Annotated in this window: 24 protein-coding genes and 1 tRNA gene; 9 read left to right on the forward strand and 16 right to left on the reverse strand. The window is 71.4% G+C overall.

The features are described from left to right. Positions 1-109: 109 nt before the first annotated feature. Together KHP12_RS21680 and KHP12_RS21685 are read right to left on the reverse strand one after the other, a co-directional pair. Positions 110-865 carry a maleate cis-trans isomerase family protein gene (locus tag KHP12_RS21680; protein WP_086882728.1) on the reverse strand — a complete coding sequence of 252 codons (756 nt, stop codon included), beginning with the start codon at positions 863-865 and terminating at the stop codon, positions 110-112. Between the two features lie 114 nt (positions 866-979). Then, a complete protein-coding gene (locus KHP12_RS21685) occupies positions 980-1963 on the reverse strand; it encodes a maleate cis-trans isomerase family protein (protein WP_086882729.1) in 984 nt (327 codons plus the stop codon). A 208-nt stretch (positions 1964-2171) separates the two neighbouring features. Between KHP12_RS21685 and KHP12_RS21690 the strand changes: the two genes are divergently transcribed. Continuing rightward, positions 2172-3119 carry a D-2-hydroxyacid dehydrogenase gene (locus KHP12_RS21690; protein WP_037953173.1) on the forward strand — a complete coding sequence of 316 codons (948 nt, stop codon included), beginning with the start codon at positions 2172-2174 and terminating at the stop codon, positions 3117-3119. 26 nt (positions 3120-3145) lie between these two features. Further along, positions 3146-4561: an amidase gene (locus KHP12_RS21695; RefSeq protein WP_086882730.1), complete on the forward strand. Its 1416-nt coding sequence runs from the start codon at positions 3146-3148 to the stop codon at positions 4559-4561. A gap of 125 nt (positions 4562-4686) precedes the next feature. Here KHP12_RS21695 and KHP12_RS21700 read toward each other — a convergent pair whose 3' ends face one another. After that, complete coding sequence (locus tag KHP12_RS21700; RefSeq protein ID WP_086882731.1) at positions 4687-5196, reverse strand: DUF3830 family protein; 510 nt, start codon at positions 5194-5196, stop codon at positions 4687-4689. Positions 5197-5316: 120 nt separating this feature from the next. Here KHP12_RS21700 and ehuB point away from each other — a divergent pair, with 120 nt between their 5' ends. The 6 genes from ehuB to KHP12_RS21730 all read left to right on the forward strand — a co-directional run bounded on the left by ehuB (position 5317) and on the right by KHP12_RS21730 (position 9586). Further along, positions 5317-6240, forward strand: a complete 924-nt coding sequence (gene ehuB, locus KHP12_RS21705; protein ID WP_086882732.1) for an ectoine/hydroxyectoine ABC transporter substrate-binding protein EhuB — start codon at positions 5317-5319, stop codon at positions 6238-6240. Further along, on the forward strand, positions 6237-6989 hold the full coding sequence (gene ehuC / locus KHP12_RS21710; RefSeq protein WP_086882733.1) for an ectoine/hydroxyectoine ABC transporter permease subunit EhuC: 753 nt from the start codon (positions 6237-6239) through the stop codon (positions 6987-6989). The genes ehuB and ehuC overlap by 4 nt, the downstream gene beginning before the upstream one ends. Further along, complete coding sequence (ehuD, locus tag KHP12_RS21715) at positions 6986-7636, forward strand: ectoine/hydroxyectoine ABC transporter permease subunit EhuD (protein WP_037953178.1); 651 nt, start codon at positions 6986-6988, stop codon at positions 7634-7636. The genes ehuC and ehuD overlap by 4 nt, the downstream gene beginning before the upstream one ends. A 22-nt stretch (positions 7637-7658) precedes the next feature. Next, a complete protein-coding gene (ehuA, locus tag KHP12_RS21720) occupies positions 7659-8429 on the forward strand; it encodes an ectoine/hydroxyectoine ABC transporter ATP-binding protein EhuA (RefSeq protein ID WP_051573182.1) in 771 nt (256 codons plus the stop codon). Positions 8430-8689: 260 nt separating this feature from the next. Further along, a complete protein-coding gene (locus KHP12_RS21725) occupies positions 8690-9451 on the forward strand; it encodes an IclR family transcriptional regulator domain-containing protein (RefSeq protein WP_086882734.1) in 762 nt (253 codons plus the stop codon). A gap of 61 nt (positions 9452-9512) precedes the next feature. Next, positions 9513-9586: transfer RNA gene (locus KHP12_RS21730), tRNA-Lys, on the forward strand. 48 nt (positions 9587-9634) lie between these two features. Here the strand turns inward: KHP12_RS21730 and KHP12_RS21735 are convergent. From KHP12_RS21735 to KHP12_RS21745, 3 genes are all read right to left on the reverse strand, one after another. Further along, entirely contained in the window at positions 9635-9853 is a 219-nt protein-coding gene (locus tag KHP12_RS21735; protein WP_086882735.1) for a DUF2277 domain-containing protein, read from the reverse strand. Between the two features lie 234 nt (positions 9854-10087). After that, on the reverse strand, positions 10088-10942 hold the full coding sequence (locus tag KHP12_RS21740; RefSeq protein WP_086882790.1) for an alpha/beta fold hydrolase: 855 nt from the start codon (positions 10940-10942) through the stop codon (positions 10088-10090). Positions 10943-10965: 23 nt separating this feature from the next. Next, positions 10966-11799: a 4'-phosphopantetheinyl transferase family protein gene (locus tag KHP12_RS21745; RefSeq protein WP_086882789.1), complete on the reverse strand. Its 834-nt coding sequence runs from the start codon at positions 11797-11799 to the stop codon at positions 10966-10968. A gap of 278 nt (positions 11800-12077) precedes the next feature. Here KHP12_RS21745 and KHP12_RS21750 point away from each other — a divergent pair, with 278 nt between their 5' ends. Beyond that, positions 12078-12989, forward strand: coding sequence for an alpha/beta hydrolase (locus KHP12_RS21750; protein ID WP_086882788.1), 912 nt, complete (start codon positions 12078-12080; stop codon positions 12987-12989). 76 nt (positions 12990-13065) lie between these two features. Here KHP12_RS21750 and KHP12_RS21755 read toward each other — a convergent pair whose 3' ends face one another. The 10 genes from KHP12_RS21755 to KHP12_RS21800 form a co-directional block, all read right to left on the reverse strand. Further along, positions 13066-14823 (reverse strand): acetyl/propionyl/methylcrotonyl-CoA carboxylase subunit alpha, encoded by a 1758-nt coding sequence (locus KHP12_RS21755; protein ID WP_211833512.1) that lies wholly within the window; start codon positions 14821-14823, stop codon positions 13066-13068. Positions 14824-14877: 54 nt separating this feature from the next. Beyond that, entirely contained in the window at positions 14878-15807 is a 930-nt protein-coding gene (locus tag KHP12_RS21760) for an alpha/beta hydrolase (RefSeq protein ID WP_037956195.1), read from the reverse strand. A 183-nt stretch (positions 15808-15990) separates the two neighbouring features. After that, positions 15991-16770, reverse strand: a complete 780-nt coding sequence (locus KHP12_RS52450) for a DsbA family protein (RefSeq protein ID WP_211834891.1) — start codon at positions 16768-16770, stop codon at positions 15991-15993. Positions 16771-16867: 97 nt separating this feature from the next. Continuing rightward, a complete protein-coding gene (fabG, locus tag KHP12_RS21770) occupies positions 16868-17725 on the reverse strand; it encodes a 3-oxoacyl-ACP reductase FabG (protein WP_244203022.1) in 858 nt (285 codons plus the stop codon). 34 nt (positions 17726-17759) lie between these two features. Beyond that, on the reverse strand, positions 17760-18251 hold the full coding sequence (locus KHP12_RS21775; protein WP_086883384.1) for a 3-hydroxyacyl-ACP dehydratase FabZ family protein: 492 nt from the start codon (positions 18249-18251) through the stop codon (positions 17760-17762). Next, positions 18248-18709, reverse strand: a complete 462-nt coding sequence (locus KHP12_RS21780; protein WP_086883385.1) for a 3-hydroxyacyl-ACP dehydratase FabZ family protein — start codon at positions 18707-18709, stop codon at positions 18248-18250. Before KHP12_RS21780 ends, KHP12_RS21775 begins: the two co-directional genes overlap by 4 nt. Before the next feature lies 1 nt (position 18710). Further along, positions 18711-18965 carry an acyl carrier protein gene (locus tag KHP12_RS21785; protein ID WP_020871038.1) on the reverse strand — a complete coding sequence of 85 codons (255 nt, stop codon included), beginning with the start codon at positions 18963-18965 and terminating at the stop codon, positions 18711-18713. 35 nt (positions 18966-19000) lie between these two features. Beyond that, positions 19001-19990, reverse strand: coding sequence for an ACP S-malonyltransferase (locus KHP12_RS21790; RefSeq protein WP_086883386.1), 990 nt, complete (start codon positions 19988-19990; stop codon positions 19001-19003). 37 nt (positions 19991-20027) lie between these two features. Next, positions 20028-21341 carry a beta-ketoacyl synthase N-terminal-like domain-containing protein gene (locus tag KHP12_RS21795; RefSeq protein ID WP_086883387.1) on the reverse strand — a complete coding sequence of 438 codons (1314 nt, stop codon included), beginning with the start codon at positions 21339-21341 and terminating at the stop codon, positions 20028-20030. A gap of 50 nt (positions 21342-21391) precedes the next feature. Continuing rightward, a complete protein-coding gene (locus tag KHP12_RS21800) occupies positions 21392-21787 on the reverse strand; it encodes a hypothetical protein (RefSeq protein WP_037956202.1) in 396 nt (131 codons plus the stop codon).

Below are 21787 nucleotides of genomic sequence, written 5' to 3' on the forward strand. Positions count from 1 at the left end.
GGAATGCACTGATGGCCAAAGAGCTGCATGGAATTACGCCGGGGTTCAGCTCCCCGTCACCGGCTCCTCGGGCCCTTCGGCGCGCCCGCCCCGGCCGCGCCACCCTTCGCTATCCGCCGCTCCGGGCGAAAAGCGCGCCCAGCCGGTCATGGACTGGATCGCGGCCCAGCAGCCGCAGCCCCTCCCAGACCGTGACCTGGTTGGCCGTGAGCACCGGCTTGCCCAGCTCCGCCTCCAGATCCGGAATCCAGGCGGCGGTGTGCAGAGCGGTGTCCGGCAGGAGGACCGCCTGGGCCTCGGGGTGGTCCCCGGCGCGGCCCAGCTCCAGCACCTCGTCCCGGCCCCAGGTGCCGACCTCCGCTGCCGTGATGATCCCGCTGCCGCGCATCGAGACCACCTCGGCGCCGGCCGCCTTCAAAAATGCCCGGAAGTAGTCGGCGACATCCTCCGGATAGGTGGCGGCGATGGCCACCCGGTCGGCGCCGAGCGCCTGCACCGCGTGGGCGAAGGCGAAGGAGGTGCTGGAGGCGGGCATCCCGGCCGTCTCGCCCAGCTCGCGCACCTGCTCCTTGGCGCCCTCCCAGCCGAAGACGAAGCTGGCGCTGGTGCACGCCCAGACCACGGCCCGGGCGCCGCGCTCGGCGAGCTCGGCGACCCCGGCCGCGAGGCGGGCCGCCGACCCCATCTCCAGCAGGGCGTCCACCCGATGGGCGTCCTCACCGATGTCGGTGTGGACCAGCGGAAGCCGGATGTCGCCGCTGTCGCCGCCGAGCATGCCTTCCAGGCGCGGGTATTCGTCCTCGGCGGAGTATCCGGGGTAGAGAAAGCCGACCGTGTCCGGGGCCGGGTGCGTCGAGTCCACCATGACTGCCTCCTTGACTGGCGGCCCCCGCGAGCGCCGCCCCTGCACTGCTGTCACTTCTCATACACCGCGGAAGCCCGGCGGGTTCCCACCCGCCGGGCACACCGGGCCTTCGCCTCACCCCGCGGCAGGGCCGCCGGAATCGTCGAGGTAGGGGCCCTCGCCGAGGCCGGTGCCGAAGCCCGGGTCGAGCCCGTCGGCCGGGTCGCCGTCCGACCCCGGCGGGGCCGCCCCGGCCAGCGCCGCCTCGGGCTCGTCCACCACGGACTCGACCGCCTCCACGGCCCCGAGCATCGACTCGACGACCGGGTCCGTCACCGGGAACGGGCCGCTCGGCGACACGGACATCCCCGCCGGCCCGGACCGGGCGGCCGGGTCCAGCAGCGCCTGGTACGGGCCCACGGCCTGGGCGCCGATCGCCCGCAGCGCCGCCCACATGGTGACCTGGTTCGCGGACAGCACGGGCATCCGCAGCTCCGCCTCCAGCTGCGGGATCACGTCGTAGGTCGGCAGATTGGTGCAGCTGATGAAGAGCGCGTCGGTGGCCCCGACCACCGCTTGCCGGGCCATGTCGACCACATCGCGGTACGGCACCTTCCAGATGTGCCGGGTCAGTCCGAGGTACGCCCGACCGGTGACGGTCATCCCGCCCTCGGCCAGATACTCCTCCAGCGAGTCGGTGACGGACTGGGTGTACGGCGTCACCACCGCGATCCGCCGGGCGCCGATCTCCCGCAGCGCCTCCAGCAGCGCGCCCGAGGTGGTCAGCGACGGGATCTCACCCGCCTGGGACATGGCCGCGCACATCGCGCGCTCCCCGGCGACACCGCCGACGAAACTGCCCGAGGTGCACGCGTACGCCACCACTTCCGGTGCGACGGCCGCCAGCGCCTGCACCGCGTCGTGCAAGGTCTCGTGCTCACTTACGAGCCGCGCCAGGTCGAGGCTCACCTCGACGGGTACGAACGGGGTACGGGTGAGGTGGAGGGATACCTCGTCCGGCACCCAGCGCCACAGCTCACGGTCGAGTGCGAAGTCGAACGGTGCCACCACACCCACGCCGCGCTGCGGCTGTGGGCCACCCAGAAAAGAGACGTCCAAAGCGAGCCCCAATACGGAACGGAGGGACTGGACCATTGGCCAGAGATTTTGGATGGAGAGAGCCGGCCTGATGCCGGGGACGCCGGGACAGATGCCGTTGTTGACGACGGTAGTTTCCGCTGCCTAGCGTGGTCAATCCTCAAACTGAGGCGTCTGCCCCCTCCTTTTCCAGGCAAACCCATCCACGTTTCGAAACGGTTTCCCGCCTATGTCCGAAAGCACAGTTGTCGTCTTCGGCGACCAGCCACCGGTCCACCTGGACCGGGTGGCCGGCCGGGCCAAGGTGCTCGTCTGTGACGAGAATTCGCTGCCCCAGGCGCTCCCCACCGCGGATGTGCTCCTGGTCTGGGATTTCACCTCCGACGCGGTCCGCGACGCCTGGCCCGGTGAGGGTCCCCGGCCGGCGTGGGTCCATACCGCGAGCGCGGGAGTGGACCGGCTGCTCTGCCCCGAACTCGTCGCGTCCGACACGGTACTGACCAATGCCCGAGGGGTCTTCGAGCAGCCGATCGCGGAGTATGTGGCCGGTCTGGTGGTCGCCATGGCCAAGGACTTCCACGGAAGCTGGGAGCTCCAGCGGCAGCGACGCTGGCAGCACCGCGAGACGATGCGGCTGGCCGGGACGCGCGCCGTGGTCGTGGGCGCGGGCCCCATCGGCCGGGCGATCGGCTCCACCCTGGCCGCGCTCGGCGTGGTGGTCGACCTGGTGGGCCGCACCGCGCGGCAGGGCGTGCGCGGCGGCGACGAGCTGCCCGAGCTGCTTCCGTCGGCCGACTGGGTGGTGAGCGCGGCGCCGCTCACCGACGCCAACCGCGGCATGTTCGACCGCACCGTCTTCGACCGGATGAAGTCCACCGCCCGGTTCATCAACGTCGGCCGCGGCCCCCTGGTCGTCGAGAAGGACCTCACGGCGGCCCTGGTCGCCCGGCGGATCGCCGGCGCCGCCCTGGACGTCTTCGAACACGAGCCGCTGGCCTCGGACGATCCCCTGTGGGACGTGCCCGGGCTGTTCGTGTCGCCCCATATGAGCGGCGACACGGTCGGGTGGCGCGACCACCTGGCCGACCAGTTCCAGGACAACTACGAGCGCTGGTGCGCGGGCGAACCACTGCTCAACATCGTCGACAAACGCCTCGGGTACGTACCGGTGGACTGATCGCAGGACCCTGAACGGAGAGCCGGATGACCGACATTCACGACCTGACAGCCGTTCAACTCGTCGAGCGCTATGCCTCCGGCGAGCTCTCCCCCGTCGAGGCGACCCGTGCCGTCCTCCACCGGATCGAGCAGATTCAGCCGGAGGTGAACGCCTTCACCCGGGTGGACGCCGAGGACGCGCTGCGGCAGGCGGAGGAGTCCGCCGAGCGGTGGCGGCGCGGGGCCCCGGTGGGCCTGGTGGACGGCGTCCCGGTGTCGGTGAAGGACATCCTGTTGCAGCGCGGCGCCCCCACCCTGCGCGGCTCGCGGACCGTACGGCCCGAGGGCAAGGCGTGGGACGAGGACGCGCCCTCGGTGGCGCGGCTGCGCGAGCACGGCGCGGTGTTCGTGGGGAAGACCACGACCCCGGAGTTCGGCTGGAAGGGCGTCACCGACAGCCCGGCCCACGGGGTCACCGGCAATCCGTACGACCCCCAGCGGACCGCGGGCGGCTCCAGTGGCGGCAGCGCGGCCGCGGTCGCGCTGGGCGCGGGTCCGCTGAGCCTGGGGACGGACGGCGGGGGCTCGGTCCGTATCCCGGCGGCCTTCTGCGGCATCTTCGCGCTGAAACCCACCTATGGGAGGGTTCCGCTCTATCCGGCGAGCGCGTTCGGCACCCTGGCCCATGTGGGGCCGATGACCCGGGACGCGGCGGACGCGGCGCTGCTGATGGATGTGATCTCCGGCCCGGACTGGCGCGACTGGTCGCAGCTGGGTCCCGTCGAGGGCGGCTTCCGGGAGGCGCTCACCTCCGGCGGGGGCGGGGTGGACGGCCTGCGGGTCGCCTACAGCCCCGCGCTCGGCGGCACGGCCGTGGTCGACCCGGAGGTGGCCGCGTCGGTGCGGCGGGCGGTGGACCTGCTGGCGGAGCTGGGCGCGGTGGTCGAGGAGATCGACCCGGGGTTCGAGGACCCGGTGGAGGCGTTCCACACGCTGTGGTTCAGCGGCGCGGCCCGGGTGGTGCAGCCGCTGGGGCAGGAGGACTGGGAGCTGCTGGACCCGGGGCTGCGCGAGATCTGCGCCCAGGGGGCGTCGTACAGCGCGCTGGACTATCTGGCGGCCGTGGACGTGCGGATGGCCCTCGGCCACGCCATGGGGCGGTTCCACTCCGCGTACGACCTGCTGGTCACCCCCGCGCTGCCGATCACCGCGTTCGAGGCGGGGGTCGAGGTGCCCAAGGGGTTGGAGCACACCCGGTGGACCGGCTGGACGCCGTTCACCTACCCGTTCAACCTGACCCAGCAGCCCGCGGCGTCGGTGCCGTGCGGCCTCAGCGGCGCGGGCCTGCCGATCGGGGTGCAGCTGGTGGGCGCGCGCCACGCGGACGCGCTCGTGCTGCGCGCGGCGCACGCGCTGTTCGAGGCGGGGCTGGCGGACGAGGTGCGTCCGCCGACGGCATAACGCCCGTTGCCGGGTCCGGGGCGGCTACGCCCCGGACCCGTGCCCGGCGCATGCGCCGCGCCGGACCCGGCCCATGAGCCGCGCCGGGCACGGACCGAGGGCCTGCGCCCGGCGCGAGCCGAGGTCTACGCCCGGCGGAAGTTCAGCGTCTCCCCCAGCGCCCCCGCGCGCCACAGGTCCTGGCAGGCGTCCGCCATGCGGTCGAGGCCGTCCACGATCGTTCCCCAGACGATCCCGGGCACCCAGCCCGCGTCACCGTTGATCAGCAGGTTGTTCCGCTCGTAGAAGAGCGCCAGGTCGATCACCTGCCGCCGCCCCTGGTGCTTGGCCTCGGTCTCGTATCCGTACGACTTGGTCCCGAGCTGGGTGTCCGTGAAGGTGAAGTAACACAGGTCCCCGGGGATCGGGGTGATCGTCGGGTTCTCGAGGGGCGGCTCCTCGGGCGCGAAGGGGGGCAGCAGGGTGTAGATCTCATTGCGTGCGTACTTCGCGTGGTACACATCACCCCCGAGCGGCAGCGCGTTCCACACCGCGTCGCAGGTGATCGGCGCGAGCTCGTCAAGGAGCTTGGCCGTGCAACTCACCCCGCGCTTGTCGAGCGAGACCTCGATGAACCGGTCGGCTCGGTCAACCATCGACTTTCCTCCAGGTCGCTTCGGAACCAGTCCTGTCCCAGGGGACTACCCAGACATCGGCTGTATCAAGGGCCGGAAACGACCCGCATACATTTGCCGGAGTCGGGTAGCCGCGCGCCCATGGCTCCACCACGTGGGAAAGACACCAATAGCAGAGAAATAGCCAAAATGGGCCCAAGCCGCCGCGCTCTTCTCGCCGGCGGTGCGGCCCTGGGCCTGCTGGGCGCGGCCGGCTGTAGCCGGGTGTCCGGCTCGGGCGCCAAGGACGGGGGCAATCTGCTGGAGCGACTCCGGTCGCAAGGGACGGTCCGGCTGGGAATTGCGGGGGAGATCCCATTCGGCTACATCGACGAGAACGGCGAGTTCACCGGCGAGGCGCCGGAGATCGCGAAAGTCATCTTCAAGCGGCTGGGGGTGCCCAAGGTCCAGCCGGTGCCGACCGAGTTCGGCTCGCTCATCCCGGGCCTTCGCTCGCAGCAGTTCGACGTGGTCTCGGCGGGGATGTACATCAACCCCGAGCGCTGCGCCCAAGTGATCTTCTCGGACCCCGACTACCGCATGCGTGACGCGTTCATCGTGCGCAAGGGGAACCCCAAGAATCTGCACAATTACGAAGACATCTTCAAGAAGAAGGCCAAAATGGCCACCGGCACCGCCTACGCCGAGATCGGCTACGCGGAGGACGTCGGGATCAAGCAGAGCGACATGCTGATCCTCCCCGACCAGCTGGCCGGGCTGCTGGCCGTGGAACAGGGCCGGGCCGATGTCTTCGCGGGCACGACCGTGACCGTGCACAACGTGGTGAAGCAGCGGAACAGCCGGCTGGCCGAGGCCACCGAGCCGTTCCAGGCATACGTCGACGGCAAACCGGACATCGGCGCCGGCGGCTTCGCCTTCCGGCCGGAGGAGACCAAGCTCCGGGACGCCTTCAACGTCGAGCTGCACAAGATGAAGAAGAGCGGCGAGCTGCTGCGGATCGTGCGGCCCTTCGGCTTCACCAAGGAAGAGATGACCGATCTGACCGCCAAGGAGCTGTGCTCATGACGGCCGGGCTGTGGGAAAACTGGCTTCTTCCGGGCGTCTGGATCACCATCCAGCTGACCCTGTACAGCGCGGTCTTCGCGGCCGTCGTGGCGTTCGGCATCGGGATCGCGCGCACCTCCCGGCTGTGGATCGTCCGCTTTCTGACCGGCTTCTATGTGGAGGTCTTCCGCGGCACCTCGGCCCTGGTGCTGATGTTCTGGCTGTTCTTCGTGATGCCACTGGCCTTCCAGTTCCAGCTGGTGCCGATGTGGGCCGCGGTGCTGGCGCTCGGCCTCACCTACGGGGCGTACGGCTCGGAGATCGTGCGTGGCGGGATCGCCGCGGTGGCCCCGGCGCAGCGTGAGGCGGCCATCGCGCTCAGCTTCACGCCCGCGCAGCGGATGCGCCGGGTGATCCTGCCGCAGGCGATCCCGGAGATGATCCCGCCCTTCAACAATCTGCTGATCGAGCTGCTGAAGGCGACCGCCCTGGTCTCCGCGGTGAGCGTCGCCGACATCACCTTCGCCGCCCAGCTCTCGCGGCTGGCGACCGGTGACAGCCTGGAGATCTACGCGATCATCCTGGTCCTCTACTTCGTGCTGGCCTTCGTCCTCACCCGGCTGATGCGGCTGCTGGAGCGGCGCGCCAAGGCGGGCATCGGCCAGGCCCCCGTGAAGTCCGGCAAGGGCCCGCTGATCACCCGGAAGCTGTCCGCGCGCCAGGAGGCCGAGCAGTCGTCCAACATCATCACGGCGGGAGGTGCCCAGTGAGCTGGAACTGGGATGTGGCGAAGGACTTCCTCCCCGAGCTGGGCAACGGGCTGCTGATCACCCTCGAGGCGACCGCCCTGGGCTCGGTCCTGGCGTTCGCGCTCGGGCTGGTGTGGGCGATGGCCTTCCGCTCGCCGACCCGCTTCATACGCTGGCCGGTGGCGGCGGTCGTGGAGTTCATCCGCAACACTCCGCTGCTGGTGCAGCTGTTCTTCTTCTACTACGTGCTGCCGACCTGGGACATCAAGTTCTCGGCGCTCACCACCGGGGTGATCGCGCTCGGGCTGCACTACTCGACGTACACCGCCGAGGTCTACCGGGCCGGTATCGACGGTGTGCCCAAGGGCCAGTGGGAGGCGGCGACCGCGCTCAGCCTCTCCCGCGGCCGTACCTGGACCGCGGTGATCCTGCCGCAGGCCATTCGCCGGGTGGTGCCCGCACTGGGCAACTACGTCATCGCGATGCTGAAGGACTCCCCGATGCTCGCGCTGATCGGCGTCGTCGACATGTTGCAGAAGGCGCGCGCGGAGGGCGCGTCGTCCTTCCAGTACATCGAGCCCTACACGATGGTCGGCATCGCCTTCATCGTCATCGCCTATCCGGCTTCCCTTCTGATGCGAGCCCTGGAGCGTCGTCTTGGCCACTGAAACCGACCACACGAACCCTGCCGTGGACGGCAGTGAACTGATCCGCTTCGACCAGGTGACCAAGCGCTTCGGCAGCAACACGGTCCTGGACAACCTCGACTTCTCGGTCTCCTCCGGTAAGCACGTCACCCTGATCGGCCCCTCGGGATCGGGCAAGACCACGATCCTGCGGCTGCTGATGACGCTGATCAAGCCGGACGAGGGCACGATCAAGGTCGACGGCGACTACCTGACCCATGAGGACAGGGCCGGCAAGCTGGTCCCGGCGGGCGAGAAGCACACCAGAGAGGTGCGCAAGAAGATCGGAATGGTCTTCCAGCAGTTCAACCTCTTCCCCAATATGCGGGTGCTGCGGAACATCACCGAGGCCCCGGTGAACGTGCTGGGCCTCAGCAAGGACGAGGCCGAGACCCGTGCCCGGGAGCTGCTCGACCTGGTCGGCCTCGGCGACAAGTGCGACGCGTACCCGACGCAGCTGTCCGGCGGTCAGCAGCAGCGGGTGGCGATCGCCCGGGCGCTGGCGATGCGGCCGCAGGTGATGCTGCTGGACGAGGTGACGTCGGCGCTGGACCCGGAGCTGGTGGCCGGGGTGCTGGACGTGCTGCGTGACATCGCGCACACGACGGACATCACCATGCTCTGTGTCACCCATGAGATGAACTTCGCGCGGGACATCTCCGACGATGTACTGATGTTCGACGCGGGCCGGGTGATCGAGTCCGGACCGCCGGAGAAGATCTTCACCGAGCCGGAGCACGAGCGGACGAGGGAGTTCCTGAGCGCGGTTCTCTGAGCTCTCGGCCGGACCGGGCCCGGCGCCTGCCGGGCAGAACATCCGGCCCCACCGGGCAGATCATCCGGCGCTCGCCGGGCCCGGTTCGGCGCTGCCCCCGCGACCCTCCCGCGGGGGCACGCCGCTGTCATATGCCGAGGACATACGCCCCTGCTGACCGGGGCCGATGCGCCTCGGCAATATCCTCAACAGCCGATCCGGATAAGCCCCTTGGCGGTTATCGTGATACAAAGCCACGCCAACCTGCGAGGGGGGAAATCGTGGCGCTCAGGCCCGAGCCGACCGCGCCGTTCCACTCGGTGCAGCACGCCCTCCGCATCCTGGAGGTCGTCGCCAAACACGCGTCCGGCGTCAGCGACATCATGCTGGCCAGGGAGACCCGGCTACCGGCCCACCAGCTCGCCGATCTGCTGCGGATGCTGCGCCGCGAGGGCTATGTGGAACAGATCGCCGACGGCGCCTACGTCGGTGGCAACGCCCTGACCCTGCTGGGCTCCGCCGCCCCCGACCGCGGCCACGCCGTACAGGACAAGCTCCAGCAGTCGCTCATCACCCTGCGCGACTCGGTGGGCGCGGCGGTCTACCTCAGCCGCTATGTGGACGGCGAAATCAAGATCACGCAGTATGCGGACGGGCCCCGCACCCCCAAGGTCAACGAGTGGGTGGACTTCCGCTCCGCCGCCCACGCCATGGCGCTCGGCAAATGCCTGCTCACCCAGCTCGACCACGACAGCCGCCGCGATCACCTCGCCCGCCACAAGACGGTCCGGCTCACCTCCCGGACCACCACCAACGAGAAGGTGCTGTTCCGCAAGCTGGACAGCCAGCCCGCCACGGTGCCCGTCCTCGACCTCCAGGAATACGCGGTCGGCACGGTCTGTGCGGCGGTCCCGATCAGCGCCGGGCGTTCCGTGGGCTGCCTGGCCCTCTCCCTCCCGCTGGCCCATGCCCACCGGCTCCGCCAGGCCGCCGACACGCTGAACCGCGAGGCGGCCCCGATGCTGCTCTCCCTGTCCATCTGAGCCCACCTGAGCGTGGTCAGAAGCACCCCTCCGGACCAGGTAGTATTTATGTCGTCAGCAGGCGCCGCTAGCTCAGTTGGTTAGAGCAGCTGACTCTTAATCAGCGGGTCCGGGGTTCGAGTCCCTGGCGGCGCACAACTGATCAAGCGAATGGCCCGGGTGCTCTCGACAGCCCCGGGCCATTCAGCGTGCTGCCCCACCGCGCACCTCGAGCGAGTCCAGCAGCTCCCCCGTGGCGGCGGCGATGGCCTCGACCGCCTTGTCGAACGCCTCCGCGTTATGGGCGGCCGGCTGGCGGAAGCCGGAGATCTTCCGGACGTACTGGAGGGCCGCGGCGCGCATATCGGCCTCGGTGACGGAGTCGGCGTACGGCGGGCGGAGCGTCTTGATGGATCTGCACATACTGACGACGGTACGCCGGGGGTACGACAGCCCCCTGGGCCGTGGCGGATCTTTCCCCACCCCGCCCCTTCCCGATACCAGGGGCTCCGCCCCTGGACCCCCGGGCCGACGAGCGGCCGTGTCGCCGTGTCGCCGGGAACAGCTCACCGGCCAGGACATCCCCGCGCACATCCCGGTCGCCCGGCCGGGGTCCGGGTCGGAGCCCCACCACGCGGCGGAGCGGCATATCGATGCCTAGGCCGGCTCGGGGCCGTCCAGGACGAAGGCGCGGATCAGGTCGGCCAGGGGGCCCGGCTGGTCCTGGGGGATCAGGGTGTAGCTGTCGGGGATCTCCGCCAGGCTGCCGCGGGGCAGCAGACCGGCCAGGCGGAGGCCGTGCTCGGGCGGCATGACGCGGTCCTCGGACGCCCAGGCCACCAGGGCGGGGCGGTCGAAGGTGCGCAGGGCCTCGGCCCAGTGGAGCAGCTCGTTCACCGGTGGCACGCCGAGGACGTACTTCCGCAGGTCGCGGCGGACCTCCGGGGAGGTCCACAGCGGCTGGAACCAGGCGTCCATCACCTCGCGGTCCACCGGGCGCTTGGTCATCCAGCCCCAGGTCATCGGCAGCCGGCGCAGGGGGGCGAGCCTCAGCAGCTTGAAGGCGGCGTTGAGTCCGCCCGGCAGCTTCGCGGCCAGCCGCAGATTCCTGCCGGGCAGCCCGGGCGGGTAGTTCTCGAACGCCTCACAGGAGGTGATCACCAGTCGGCCGATCCGCAGGTCGCGGCCGTCGGCGATCAGCGCCTGCGCGCCGCCCCAGTCGTTCATGGCCAGCGTGACATCCGTAAGGTCGAGCCGGTCCAGGAACTCGGCGACCAGCCGGGCCACCCCGAGCACCGACAGATCCGCGTCGGGCCGCATCGGGCGGCGGTGCCCGCCCAGGGGGAGGGTGGGGACGACACAGCGGATGTCGGGGGCCAGCGCGGCGACCACCTCGCGCCACAGGGAGCCGTCCATGGCGACGCCGTGCAGCAGGACCGCGACGGGGCCCTCGCCTCCCGTGTCCTCGTACTCGATGGTGCCTGCCGAGAGTTCCACCTCGAGATGCGGCATGGCGCCGACCTTACCCGGGGTGATCACCCCAGAGGCAGACCGGCCAGCGTCACCGCCGGACGCGCCGCGCCGCCGGACGCGGCCTCGTCCCGTACGCCCTCGTCCCTCACGGCGACCGCCGCGTAGTAGCCGGGCGGGGCGTCGAGGTCGGCGAAGGTCCAGCCGTGCGGGCCGGGCGGGGCGCCGGCCGGGGCCAGGCCATCGGCGAGCCCGACGTGGTGGGCGCCGATCCCGCCCGGCAGCCCGGTGCCGATGCCCTTGAGATACGCCTCCTTACGGACCCAGCAGCCCAGGAACGCCTCCTCCCGCAGCTCCTCCGGAAGCGCGTCGATCGCAGCCCGCTCCTCGGGGTGCAACTGCCCGACAAGACCCGTCAGCCGGGCCCCGGTGCGCCCGGGGTCCCGCTCCTCGACATCGGCGCCCACGGGCGCCCCTGCGACGGCGCACAGGGCCGCGTCGCCGGAGTGGGACAGGGAGAAGTGCAGCGCGTCCTCGCCCGCCAGGGCAGGGCGGCCGTGCGGCTTCTCGCAGTCCGGCATGCCGCAGGTCTCCCGGGTGAACGCGACCTCGGCCGGGGCGATGCCGAGATAGCCGCCGAGCAGCATCCGCAGCCCCACATGGGAGGTCACATAGCGCTCGCGCGCCATATCCGACCGCAGCCGCGCCGCGCGCTCGCGCTCCTGCTCGTCCAGCATGCCCTCCGCGACGGCGGCGGCAGCGGCGGCGTACGGCGGGATCCGCAGCAGCCATACGGCCACCTCGCCGGGGCCGGGGCGGTCCCCGGGGCCGGGCAGGGCGCGGACCGGGGCCCATCGCCGGGGCTCGGGTGCGGGTTGAGCCGGGCTGGTGAAGGACACTGTTCGGTTTCCCCCCGTGCTATCGGCCGATGATGCGCTCGCTGTGGACGTACTGACGGTACAGCGGCGCGCGCGGCACGCCGTGAGTGCCCCGCCGTCGGAACGCGCCACCACGACCGCTTCACACGCCCCCAACACCCCTGCCACAAGGCCGCGTTGCCGATCGCGGACACCCGGTGACTTAGGCCACGTTCGCCTTCCGGCCGACGCGGTCACCTGTCAGTCCGCACTACGATCGCGCACGTCCGGGCACGATCGGTGATGGGGGTTTGACGACCATGGCGACGGGATTCCTGGCCAAGGCGGCCTCAGCGGTGGCCCTCCCGGTGGCACCGCTGTACGGCGCCTTCCTCTCGTACATGATCTTCCACCCGCCCCGCAGACCGCATCACAAGACCCCCGCCGACCTCGGGCTGACCAGCACCGACGTCAACGTTCCGCTGAACGGGCAGCAGGGCCGCGGGCTGCATGTCTGGCTCATCCCCGGCGACGCCGAGCGGGTCGTGGTGCTCGGCCACGGCCTGGGGCTCAGCAAGTCCGCGAGCCTGGCGCACGCGCGGCTGCTCAGCGAGGCGGGCTACACGGTCGCCATGTTCGACCACCGCAACCACGGTAAGAGCGTCGCGGACCGGGCGGGCTGGGGCATGAGCGACCGCCACACCGACGATGTGGTCGCCGTGGTGCGGCACATGCGGTCGATGGACGAGTACGCCGCGGCGCGCATCGCGATCTACGGCTTCTCGATCTCGACCTTCCCCTCGTTCTACATGCTCAAGAGGGAGGACTGCCCGGTCGACGCGGTGGTCTTCGACAGCGGCCCGGCGCTGGAGCTGGCCCCGCTGTTCCGGAACTTCGTCGCGGCCGGCGGGGTGCCCATCCCCGGCCCGCTGGGCGCCGGCCCCTCCCGCCCGGTCGTGGAGTCGGTCGCCTCGTCGGCGGCGGTGGCGATGCTGCGGGTGCAGTGGCCGCCGCCGCTCGGGGGCGCGTACGAGCGCACCCCGATGCTCTTCCTGGCCGGTGAGCGCGACACCATGATCCCCGCCTCGGGGGTACGGGCGCTGGCCGAGCGCTATCCGCTGGCCGAGGTGCACACCCTGCCGGACACCGAGCACCTTCAGGGCATCAAGACGCAGCCGGAGACGTACGCGGCGACCGTCCTGGGCTTCCTGGAGCGGACGCTCAAGGACTGACCCTTACGGTGGACCCGGCCGGGCCCGGCCCACCGTGAGGAGGCCATGGCGTTCGTAAGGACGCCATGGCGGCGGGTCAGTCCTTCAGTTCGCAGATCACCGCGCCCGCGCTGACCGAGGCGCCGACGTTCGCGTTCAGGTTCTTGACGATCCCACTTCGGTGGGCGTTGAGGGGCTGCTCCATCTTCATGGCCTCCAGGACCACGACGAGGTCGCCCTCGGCCACGGTGTCACCCTCACCCACGGCCACCTTGACGATGGTGCCCTGCATGGGCGAGGCCAGGGCATCGCCGGAGGCGGCGGAGCCGGACTTCTTGACCGCCTTGCGCTTCGGCTTCTTCGAGCCGCCCGCGGCCTCCCCGGGCGACACCGCCAGGCCGAGCACCGCCGGGAGGGAGATCTCAAGCCGCTTGCCGCCGACCTCGACCACGACCGTCTCGCGGGCGGTCGGCTCCTCGGCCTCGTCCGCGCCGGTCGGGGTGAACGGGGCGATGGTGTTGTTGAACTCGGTCTCGATCCAGCGGGTGTGGATGGTGAAGGGCTCGCTGGTGAACGCCGGGTCCTTCACCACCGCCTGGTGGAACGGGATCGCGGTGGCCATGCCCTCGACCTGGAACTCGGCCAGGGCACGGGCCGCCCGCTCCAGGGCCTGCTTCCGCGTGGCGCCGGTGACGATCAGCTTGGCCAGCAGCGAGTCCCACGCGGGGCCGATGACGCTGCCGGACTCCACGCCCGCGTCCAGCCGGACACCGGGCCCGGCGGGCGGCACGAAGGAGGTCACCGTGCCCGGGGCGGGCAGGAAGTTGCGGCCCGGGTCCTCACCGTTGATCCGGAACTCGAACGAGTGCCCCCGCATCGGCGGGTCGTCGTAGCCGATGGCCTCGCCGTCCGCGATACGGAACATCTCGCGGACCAGGTCGATGCCGGTGACCTCCTCGGTGACCGGGTGTTCCACCTGGAGCCGGGTGTTGACCTCGAGGAAGGAGATGGTGCCGTCCATCCCCACCAGGAACTCCACCGTCCCCGCCCCGACATAGCCCGCCTCCTTGAGGATGGCCTTGGAGGCGGCGTAGAGCTGGGCGTTCTGCTCCTCGGACAGGAACGGCGCCGGGGCCTCCTCGACCAGCTTCTGATGGCGGCGCTGGAGGGAGCAGTCGCGGGTGGAGACCACGACGACGTTGCCGTGGGTGTCGGCCAGGCACTGGGTCTCCACATGCCGGGGCTTGTCGAGGTAGCGCTCGACGAAGCATTCCCCGCGGCCGAAGGCGGCCACGGCCTCGCGGACGGCGGAGTCGTAGAGCTCGGGGACCTCGTCCATCGTGCGGGCGACCTTCAGACCGCGGCCGCCGCCGCCGAAGGCGGCCTTGATGGCGATCGGGAGACCGTGCTGTTCGGCGAAGGCCACGACCTCCTCCGCCCCCGAGACGGGGTCGGGGGTCCCGGCCACCAGCGGAGCACCCGCGCGCTGGGCGATGTGCCGGGCGGCGACCTTGTCACCGAGGTCGCGGATGGCGTGCGGCGGGGGGCCGATCCAGGTCAGGCCCGCGTCCAGGACGGCCTGGGCGAACTCGGCGTTCTCGGAGAGGAATCCGTAGCCGGGGTGGACGGCGTCGGCGCCGGATTCGGCGGCCGCGGCCAGGACCTTGGCCTGGTCGAGATAGCTGGCCGCCGGGGTGTCACCACCCAGCGCATAGGCTTCATCGGCCGCGCGCACATGCACAGCGTCCCGGTCCGGATCGGCGTAGACGGCTACGCTCGCGATCCCGGCATCCCGGCAGGCACGGGCAACACGGACAGCGATCTCGCCACGGTTGGCGATGAGCACCTTTTGCATGCTCTCTCTTCCCTCTTCCGAAAAGTTCCGTCCCGTCGAGGACGGTCAAGGTGGCTACCCCAGGGCCCGCTCGAGGAAATCCAGCACCACGCTCGCGTAGCCTTCAGGATCGGTCTCCAGCCCGAGCAGATGCTCGGCTCCCGGCAGGACGTGCGTCTCGGCTTGGGCATAGCGCTCGGCCAGCGCGTCCACCGAGGAGGGCGGCACGATCGCATCGTGCTCGCCCGACATGAACAACAGGGGGATCTTGGCGAACTTGCCCGTCGCGGGCGGTGGCCACTGGGCCCGGAGCATGGCCGGTCCCACGGCGCACAGCGTCCGCGCCACCACCGAACGGGCCGGTTCGCCCTTCAGCACGGCGGGCAGCGGCAGCGCCTCCGCCTCCAGGAACTTGCGCAGCAGCGGTGGGACGTCGTGCCCCGGCCCGCTGTCGCACACCAGCGCGTCAAGTTCGAATCCGTCGTGCGTCAGCGCCCACATGGACGAGAAGCACGAGAACGAGAAGCCGTAGAAGGCTATCCGCGCCCCGCCGTACCCGCGCCGGCCGCGCAGATGGGACACCACGGCGGTGACATCGCTCGCGAACCGGTCGCCGAGCCCGAACAGCGCCCGGTCGTCGCTGCTGGCCCCGTGGTTGCGGTGGTCGAACAGGCAGACGGTGTACCCGGCGTCGTGCAGGAACTTGGCATGGCGGAGGCTGTGGTCCTTCGCCGTCGCCATGCTGTGCCCGAGCACCACCACCTTCTCGGGGGACCCCGGGCACAGCCAGGCGTCGAGGTGTTTCCGCGCCGCGAAGGGGACCTTCAGCTCGGTGCAGGGCAGCCCGTGGTCCCGGGGGTGCTCCCGCTGTTCCCGGCGCCGCGGATGGAAGGCCAGATACGCCAGCGAGACTCCGAACAGCGGGGCGATCGGCAGGGCCGCGGCCGAGAGGGCGCGGGCTCCCAGGGAAGGAGGCCGCGCCGACGTCTGGCGTGGCTCGGGCATCTGCGTCCTCCAGGAGGGGGAGTGTCCGTCGGCAGTCAGGGCGTTCTCGTCTCGGTCGGGACGGGCGGCTGGACGGTCGGGGGCTGGACGGTCGGGACGAGCGGCTGGGCGGGTGGGGGGCTGGGCGGTCGGAACGGGCGGGTGGACGGGCGACAACGTGTGAACGAGCGGGCGGGCGAAGAGTCAGCCACAGCCTCCGGCATGGCCCGGATCGGCCGACCGGGCGGCGGCGAAGTCCGCCTCCGAGAACTCGGCGAAGTCCTCGTCCGGCGCCCCGGCGAGGGGCGTGTCCCGGGACCGGGCCCCGGTCCCCGCCCCGGACCCGGACCCGGACCCGGACCCGGAGCGAACCGAGGCGACGAAGGCCGCCAGCCGGTCCACGCCCCAGAATTTGTCATAGCCATGGGTGAAGAACGGCACGCCGAACGCCCCGGCGTCGCTGACCGCGAGCAGGGCCCGGAGCCCCCGGCCACCGCGCAGCTCCTCGTCATCGGCGGCCGCCGCCGCCCGTTCGGCCGACAGCCCCAGCTCCTCGGCGATCTCCGCGATGGTCGTACGGTCGCAGATGTCGCGGCCCTCCTGCCAGCGCGCCCGGTAGACGCGCTCGATCCAGGCGGGGCCGAGCCCCGCGTCGAGCGCGAGGAAGTACGGCAGATGCGGCACCTCCCAGACCGGGTCGTGGTCCACCGGCCAGCTGACCGCGAGGCCGCGGTCGGTCGTCAGCCGGCGCACATCCTGGAGGATATAGAGATGTTTCTCCCGGGACATCGCCGAATAGGGGAAGTGATGGCCGTGTTCGGCCATACGGCGCTCCCCGTCCGCGTCCGGCTCCCACCACAGGTGCCATTCCACCGCCTGTGCGACATCCGGATATCGGTCCATCAGATCACGGTAGGCGATCCAGCTGTACGGGCTGCGGAAATTGAAATAGAACCGCGGTACTTTGCTGCGCTTGGCTGCCACTTCCGTCACCCCTCGCTCGTCCGTCTCCTGCGTACCGCCCGTTCAGCGAGCGATCGCATCGTGCGCACCGCCCGCACAGCGGTGCCGAGGGTGCCCGTCAGAGGACGATGCCGCCGTCCACCTGGAACACCGCGCCGGTCACATACTCCGCTCCGACCAGGTACGCGACCATGTCGGCGACCTCCTCCGGACGACCGAAGCGGCGCAGCGGGATGCTCTGCTCCGCCTCCTTGCGCGCCCGGTCGGAGAGTCCGGCCGTCATATCGGTCTCGACGAAGCCGGGTGCCACCACATTGGCTCGAATGCCGTACCGGCCGACCTCCTTGGCGAGCGACTTGGTGAAGCCGATGATCCCCGCTTTGGAGGCCGCGTAATTGCTCTGGGTCGCATTGCCGTGGACACCGGCCACGGACGAGATGTTGATGACGCATCCGGACTTGCGTTTCATCATTCCGAACACCACGGAACGGCACAGGTGATAGGTGCCGTCCAGATTGACCTCCAGGACGCCGCGCCACTCCTCGTCCGTCATCAGCAGCAGCGGATTGTCCCGGGTGATCCCGGCGGAGGTGACCGCGACCTCGACCGGGCCGAGCGACTCCTCGGTGAAGGCGACCAGCTCGCGCACCGCGCCCGCGTCGCGGACGTCCGTCTGTCTGCCGAGCACCCGCCCGCCGCCGAGCCGTGCCGCCTCCTCCTCCAGTTCACGGGCGGCGTCGGGCCTGGAGCGATGGCAGAACGCCACATCGAAACCGTCCCGGGCCAGCCGGAGCACGGTGGCCCGGCCTATGCCGCGGGAGCCGCCGGAGACCAGCGCGACGCGCGGCGCCGGCTTCTCATCAGGCGCCGGCTTCTCGGCAGACGTCGGCTCCTCGTCAGGCGCCGGCTTCTCACCAGGCGTCGGCTCCTCGTCACCGGATGCGCGGCCCGTGTCGTCGGATATTCGGTCGGACATACGGTGAGGCCCTTCTCCCGGGGGTGGTGTGCGGTCAGAGCGGGTCGGGCACGGGCGGGGCGGCCAGGTCGGAGGCCGGGCGCATGGTCATCGTCAGCCGCCCTATGGTGAGGGCGGTCTCCTTGCCGACCAGGCTCTCGCCCTCGAAGACGTAGGTCTCGCCGACCTGGCGGGCCAGCCGCACATGATGCTCCACCACATCGCCGGGCACCACCGGCCGGTGGAACTCCGCGTCCGAGATGCCGCCCAGCAGCATCGCCTTGCCCGAGCGCACATCGGGGTTGGGCCGGTCCCAGGTGACCAGCACCCCGGCCACATGGCACCAGGACTCGATGAGCACCGTCCACGGATAGTGGTAGTCCTCCTCGGTCGCGGTGTCCGGCATCCCCTCGTACCAGGGCTCATTGCAGGTGACCGCCTTCAGCCCGCTCGCCCGCTCGCCCGGCACCAGATCGGTGACCCGGTCGACCAGCAACATGGGATAGCGGTGCGGCAGCATCCGCTTGATCTCGTCGACGGTGATCATCCGGCGTCCGCTCCTCGGTCCTGGTCGCTCCGCTCCCCCGCCCCGGCCGCCGCGCCCGGGACGTCCCGGTTCTCGAAGCGCAGCCTTATCTGCGCGGCGGGCCCGCGCCCGGTGGCCGCCGAGGCCCGGCAGCGCCAGCCACCGTCCTTGCGCGACCAGACGTATTCGCTGGTCAGCTCGTCACCGGGGTAGACCGGGCTGAGGAAGCGGGAGGACTCGACGGCCGCCAGGACCCAGCGCCCGCCCGGTTCGCGCTCCGGCATGGTGGCGAGGGCGCCGCGCTGGACGTACTCCACGACACACACCCCGGGGAAGATGGCGAACCCCGGGAAGTGCCCGGCGAACACCTTCTCCGACGCGCCGACCACGGCCACGCACCGGGCGGGCCGCTCACCGGGGAGGCCAGGGTCCACGACCTCCACGGCGCCGTCCACCGGCCCGCACGCCGCCGCCGTCATCTCACTTCCCCATCTTCGAGGCGAGCAGGTCGTGCACCTTCCGGAGCGTGGTGATGTCCTTCATCTCCCGCTCCTCCAGCTTCACCGAGTACTTCTTCTCCAGGACGACCATGACCTCGAGGGCCATCAGGGAGTCCACGCCGAGGGTCTTGACGAAGTCGGCGTCGTCGGTGACGTCCTCCTCGTCCACGTCGAGCACATCCGCGACGAAGGTGCGCAGCTCGTCCATGTCCAGGGCGGCGGTGGCGTCGGCCATGCGGGGGTCTCCTTTCCGCTGTCAGAGCGCGGGGCTCAGGGTTCGGGGGTGGTGAGCTTGGCGAGGGCGGCGGCCGACTCGACCGGGACGGTGAGCGCGCCGTCCGCGATCCGGCGGATCATGCCGGTCAGCTGGCGCCCGGGGCCCAGCTCCACGAACCGGACGCAGCCCAGCTCGCCGGAGAGCGTGCGGACGCTCTCCTCCCAGCGCACCGGGCTGGTGAGCTGGGTCAGTTCGAGGTCCCGCCAGTGCTCGCCGCTCGCGTACGGGCGGGCGTCCACATTGGCGACGACCGGGGTGTGCTCGGGGGCGAAGTCCACGGCGGCCAGGGCCTCGCGCAGTTCGTCGGCGGCCGCGGCCATCAGCGGGCTGTGGAAGGCGCCGCCGACGGCGAGCCGGATCACCTTGCCCTCGCTCTCCACGGCCAGTTCGGCGAGCCGGTCCACGGCCTCGGCGGTGCCCGAGAGCACGATGGCGCCGGGCGCGTTCACATTGGCGATCCAGACCTGGCCGCCGTCCTCCTGGACCTGGCCGACCAGCGCCTCCACGGTCTCCGGGCCGAGCCGTACCACGGCGGCCATGGTGCCGGGCGACCGCTCGGCGCACGCGCGCATGGTCCGGCCGCGGGCGGCCACGAGGCGGGCGGTGTCGGCGAGCGGCACGGCCCCGGCGGCGTGCAGCGCGGTGTACTCGCCCAGGCTGTGCCCGGCGCAGGCCACCACGCCGCCCAGCAGCCCGGCGGCCTCCGCCTCGCGGTGGGCGAGCACCTCGACGGTGAAGACGGCGATCTGGGCGAGGTCGGTGCGGCGCAGCGTCTCGTCGTCGGCCTTCAGCAGGAGATCCTCGACGTCGATACCGGTGTACTCGGAGATCTCCGCCACCAGCGCCCAGGACGCGGTGTCCCGCCACGCCTCGCCCATGCCCGCCTTCTGGGCGCCCTGCCCGGGGAAGACCAGCGCCGTACGGGGCGCCTCGTCGCCACCGGGGGCCGCGGGGGGCCTGGCCATCGTCTCTCGGTCCGTCATCTCAACCAGCTCCTTCAGTTCAGGGGGCGGCGGCCCGTCACCGGATCCGCAGCAGGGCCGCGCCGACCACACCGTCCCGGTCCACTGTGGTGACCAGGGCAGTTGCGCCTCTTTTTAGGGGCTCGGTTCGCCTCCGGGGCGCCTCAGCCTCCCCCAGCTGCCGCTGGGAGGTGCCCCCTGTCGACGGTCGACCGTGCTCGGCCCCTTCGTTCCTCAGGGGCCTGCGCGCGCTCTCCCTTACGACAGCGGCGCGCCCCTTCGGCTCGCCCCCAGCTACCGCTGGGAGGTGCCCCCGGCCGGAGGCAACACCCGAGGGGTCGCGCTCGGCCATCGCGAGCACGGCGGCGATCTGGAAGGCCGCCGCGGCGGCGCAGGTGTCCCCGATGGTGTCGGCGGCCGTGATCCGCGGCGGCTCCTTGCCGCCGAGGGCGTCGGCGAGGGCGGCGAGCTCGGCCTCCCCCTCGGCGCCGGGGGCGCCGGAGTCGGCGACGGCGCTCAGCTCGCCGGGGGTCACCCCGGTGCGGTCCAGCAGCCGCCCGATCGTCTCGGCGAGCACCGTACGGGCGGCCTTCGCGTCCGCGGCGCAGCCGAACTCCAGGCCCACCACCTCGGCGAGCCCCTCGCGGCCGTGCTCGCGCGCCGAGGCGTCGGGCTCCAGCAGCCATACGGCCGCGCCCTCGCCGAGCACGGCGGCGCTGTTCTCGTCCGCGCGGGCGTGCCACTCCAGCCAGGCGCGGGCCGAGGAGAACTCCTCGACCGCCCCGCACAGCACCGCCCTGGCCCGTCCGGCGCGCTGGAGCCGCACCGCGTACCGCAGGGCGAGCAGCCCGGTGGCGCGGCCGCCCGCGATGGTGGTGTTGGGGCCCCTGAGCCCGTGCCAGATGGCGGACTGACCGGCGGCGCAGTTCATCACGGTGTTGGGGAACCGGGCCGGGTCCACGTAGAAGGGCTTCTCGCCCACCAGCGAGTCCCGGGTGAAGTCCATGATGCTCTGGGCGGAGCCGGTGCTGGTGCCGAGCGCGAGACCGGTCTCCTCGCCCACCCCCGGCAGCCGCTCGCCCTCGCCGTACTCCCGCTCCCCGGTGAGCAGATGGCGTATCGCGGTGACGGCGAGGCCGGTGGCCCGGTCCATGGAGCGGGTGCCCTTGCGGCCGAGGATCTGCCGGATGTGGAAGTCGGGCACGAGGCTCGCCTCGCGGAACGGCGCCGACCACTCCTCGGGGTCCAGCGGCCGGGCGGCCGGGCGGCCGGACCGCAGGGCCGCGGTGAAGTCGGACCCGCGCAGTCCCAGGGGCGATACGGCGGTCCAGGCCGAGATGACCGGGGCTGCCCCGGAGGGGGCGTTGACCATGGGTTCGGGTACTCCTTCGGTTGGGGCCAAGGGGCCATGGGGGCGGCGGGTCACAGGAACCACACCTGTTCGTAGGAGGGCCAGCGGGCCGCGAGGTCGTCGCCCCCGATGACGCGTACGCCGGGCAGCAGCCGCTCCGCCGCGGTGCGGCCGAGCGCGGCCAGACCGTCCTCCTCGACCAGCACGGTCACCCCGGCGGCCAGCAGCCTCGCCACGGAGGTGGGCGGATGGGGCAGGGTGTCCAGGGTGCGGTCGCCGAGCCGCAGCGCGGGCCGGGAGCCGGTGTCGAGGGCGTAGCCGGCGGCGGGGCCGCGCAGCGCCAGATCGCAGCCGCCGCTCTGCCGGTGCAGATCGGGCACGCAGTACAGCACGTCGGCGTACTGGGTCTCGATCGAGCCCCGGTACGCCTTCTCCACGATCAGCAGCCAGCGCGCCTGGTCGCCCAT

The sequence above is a fragment of the Streptomyces asiaticus genome, assembly GCF_018138715.1.
Classification (GTDB): domain Bacteria; phylum Actinomycetota; class Actinomycetes; order Streptomycetales; family Streptomycetaceae; genus Streptomyces; species Streptomyces asiaticus.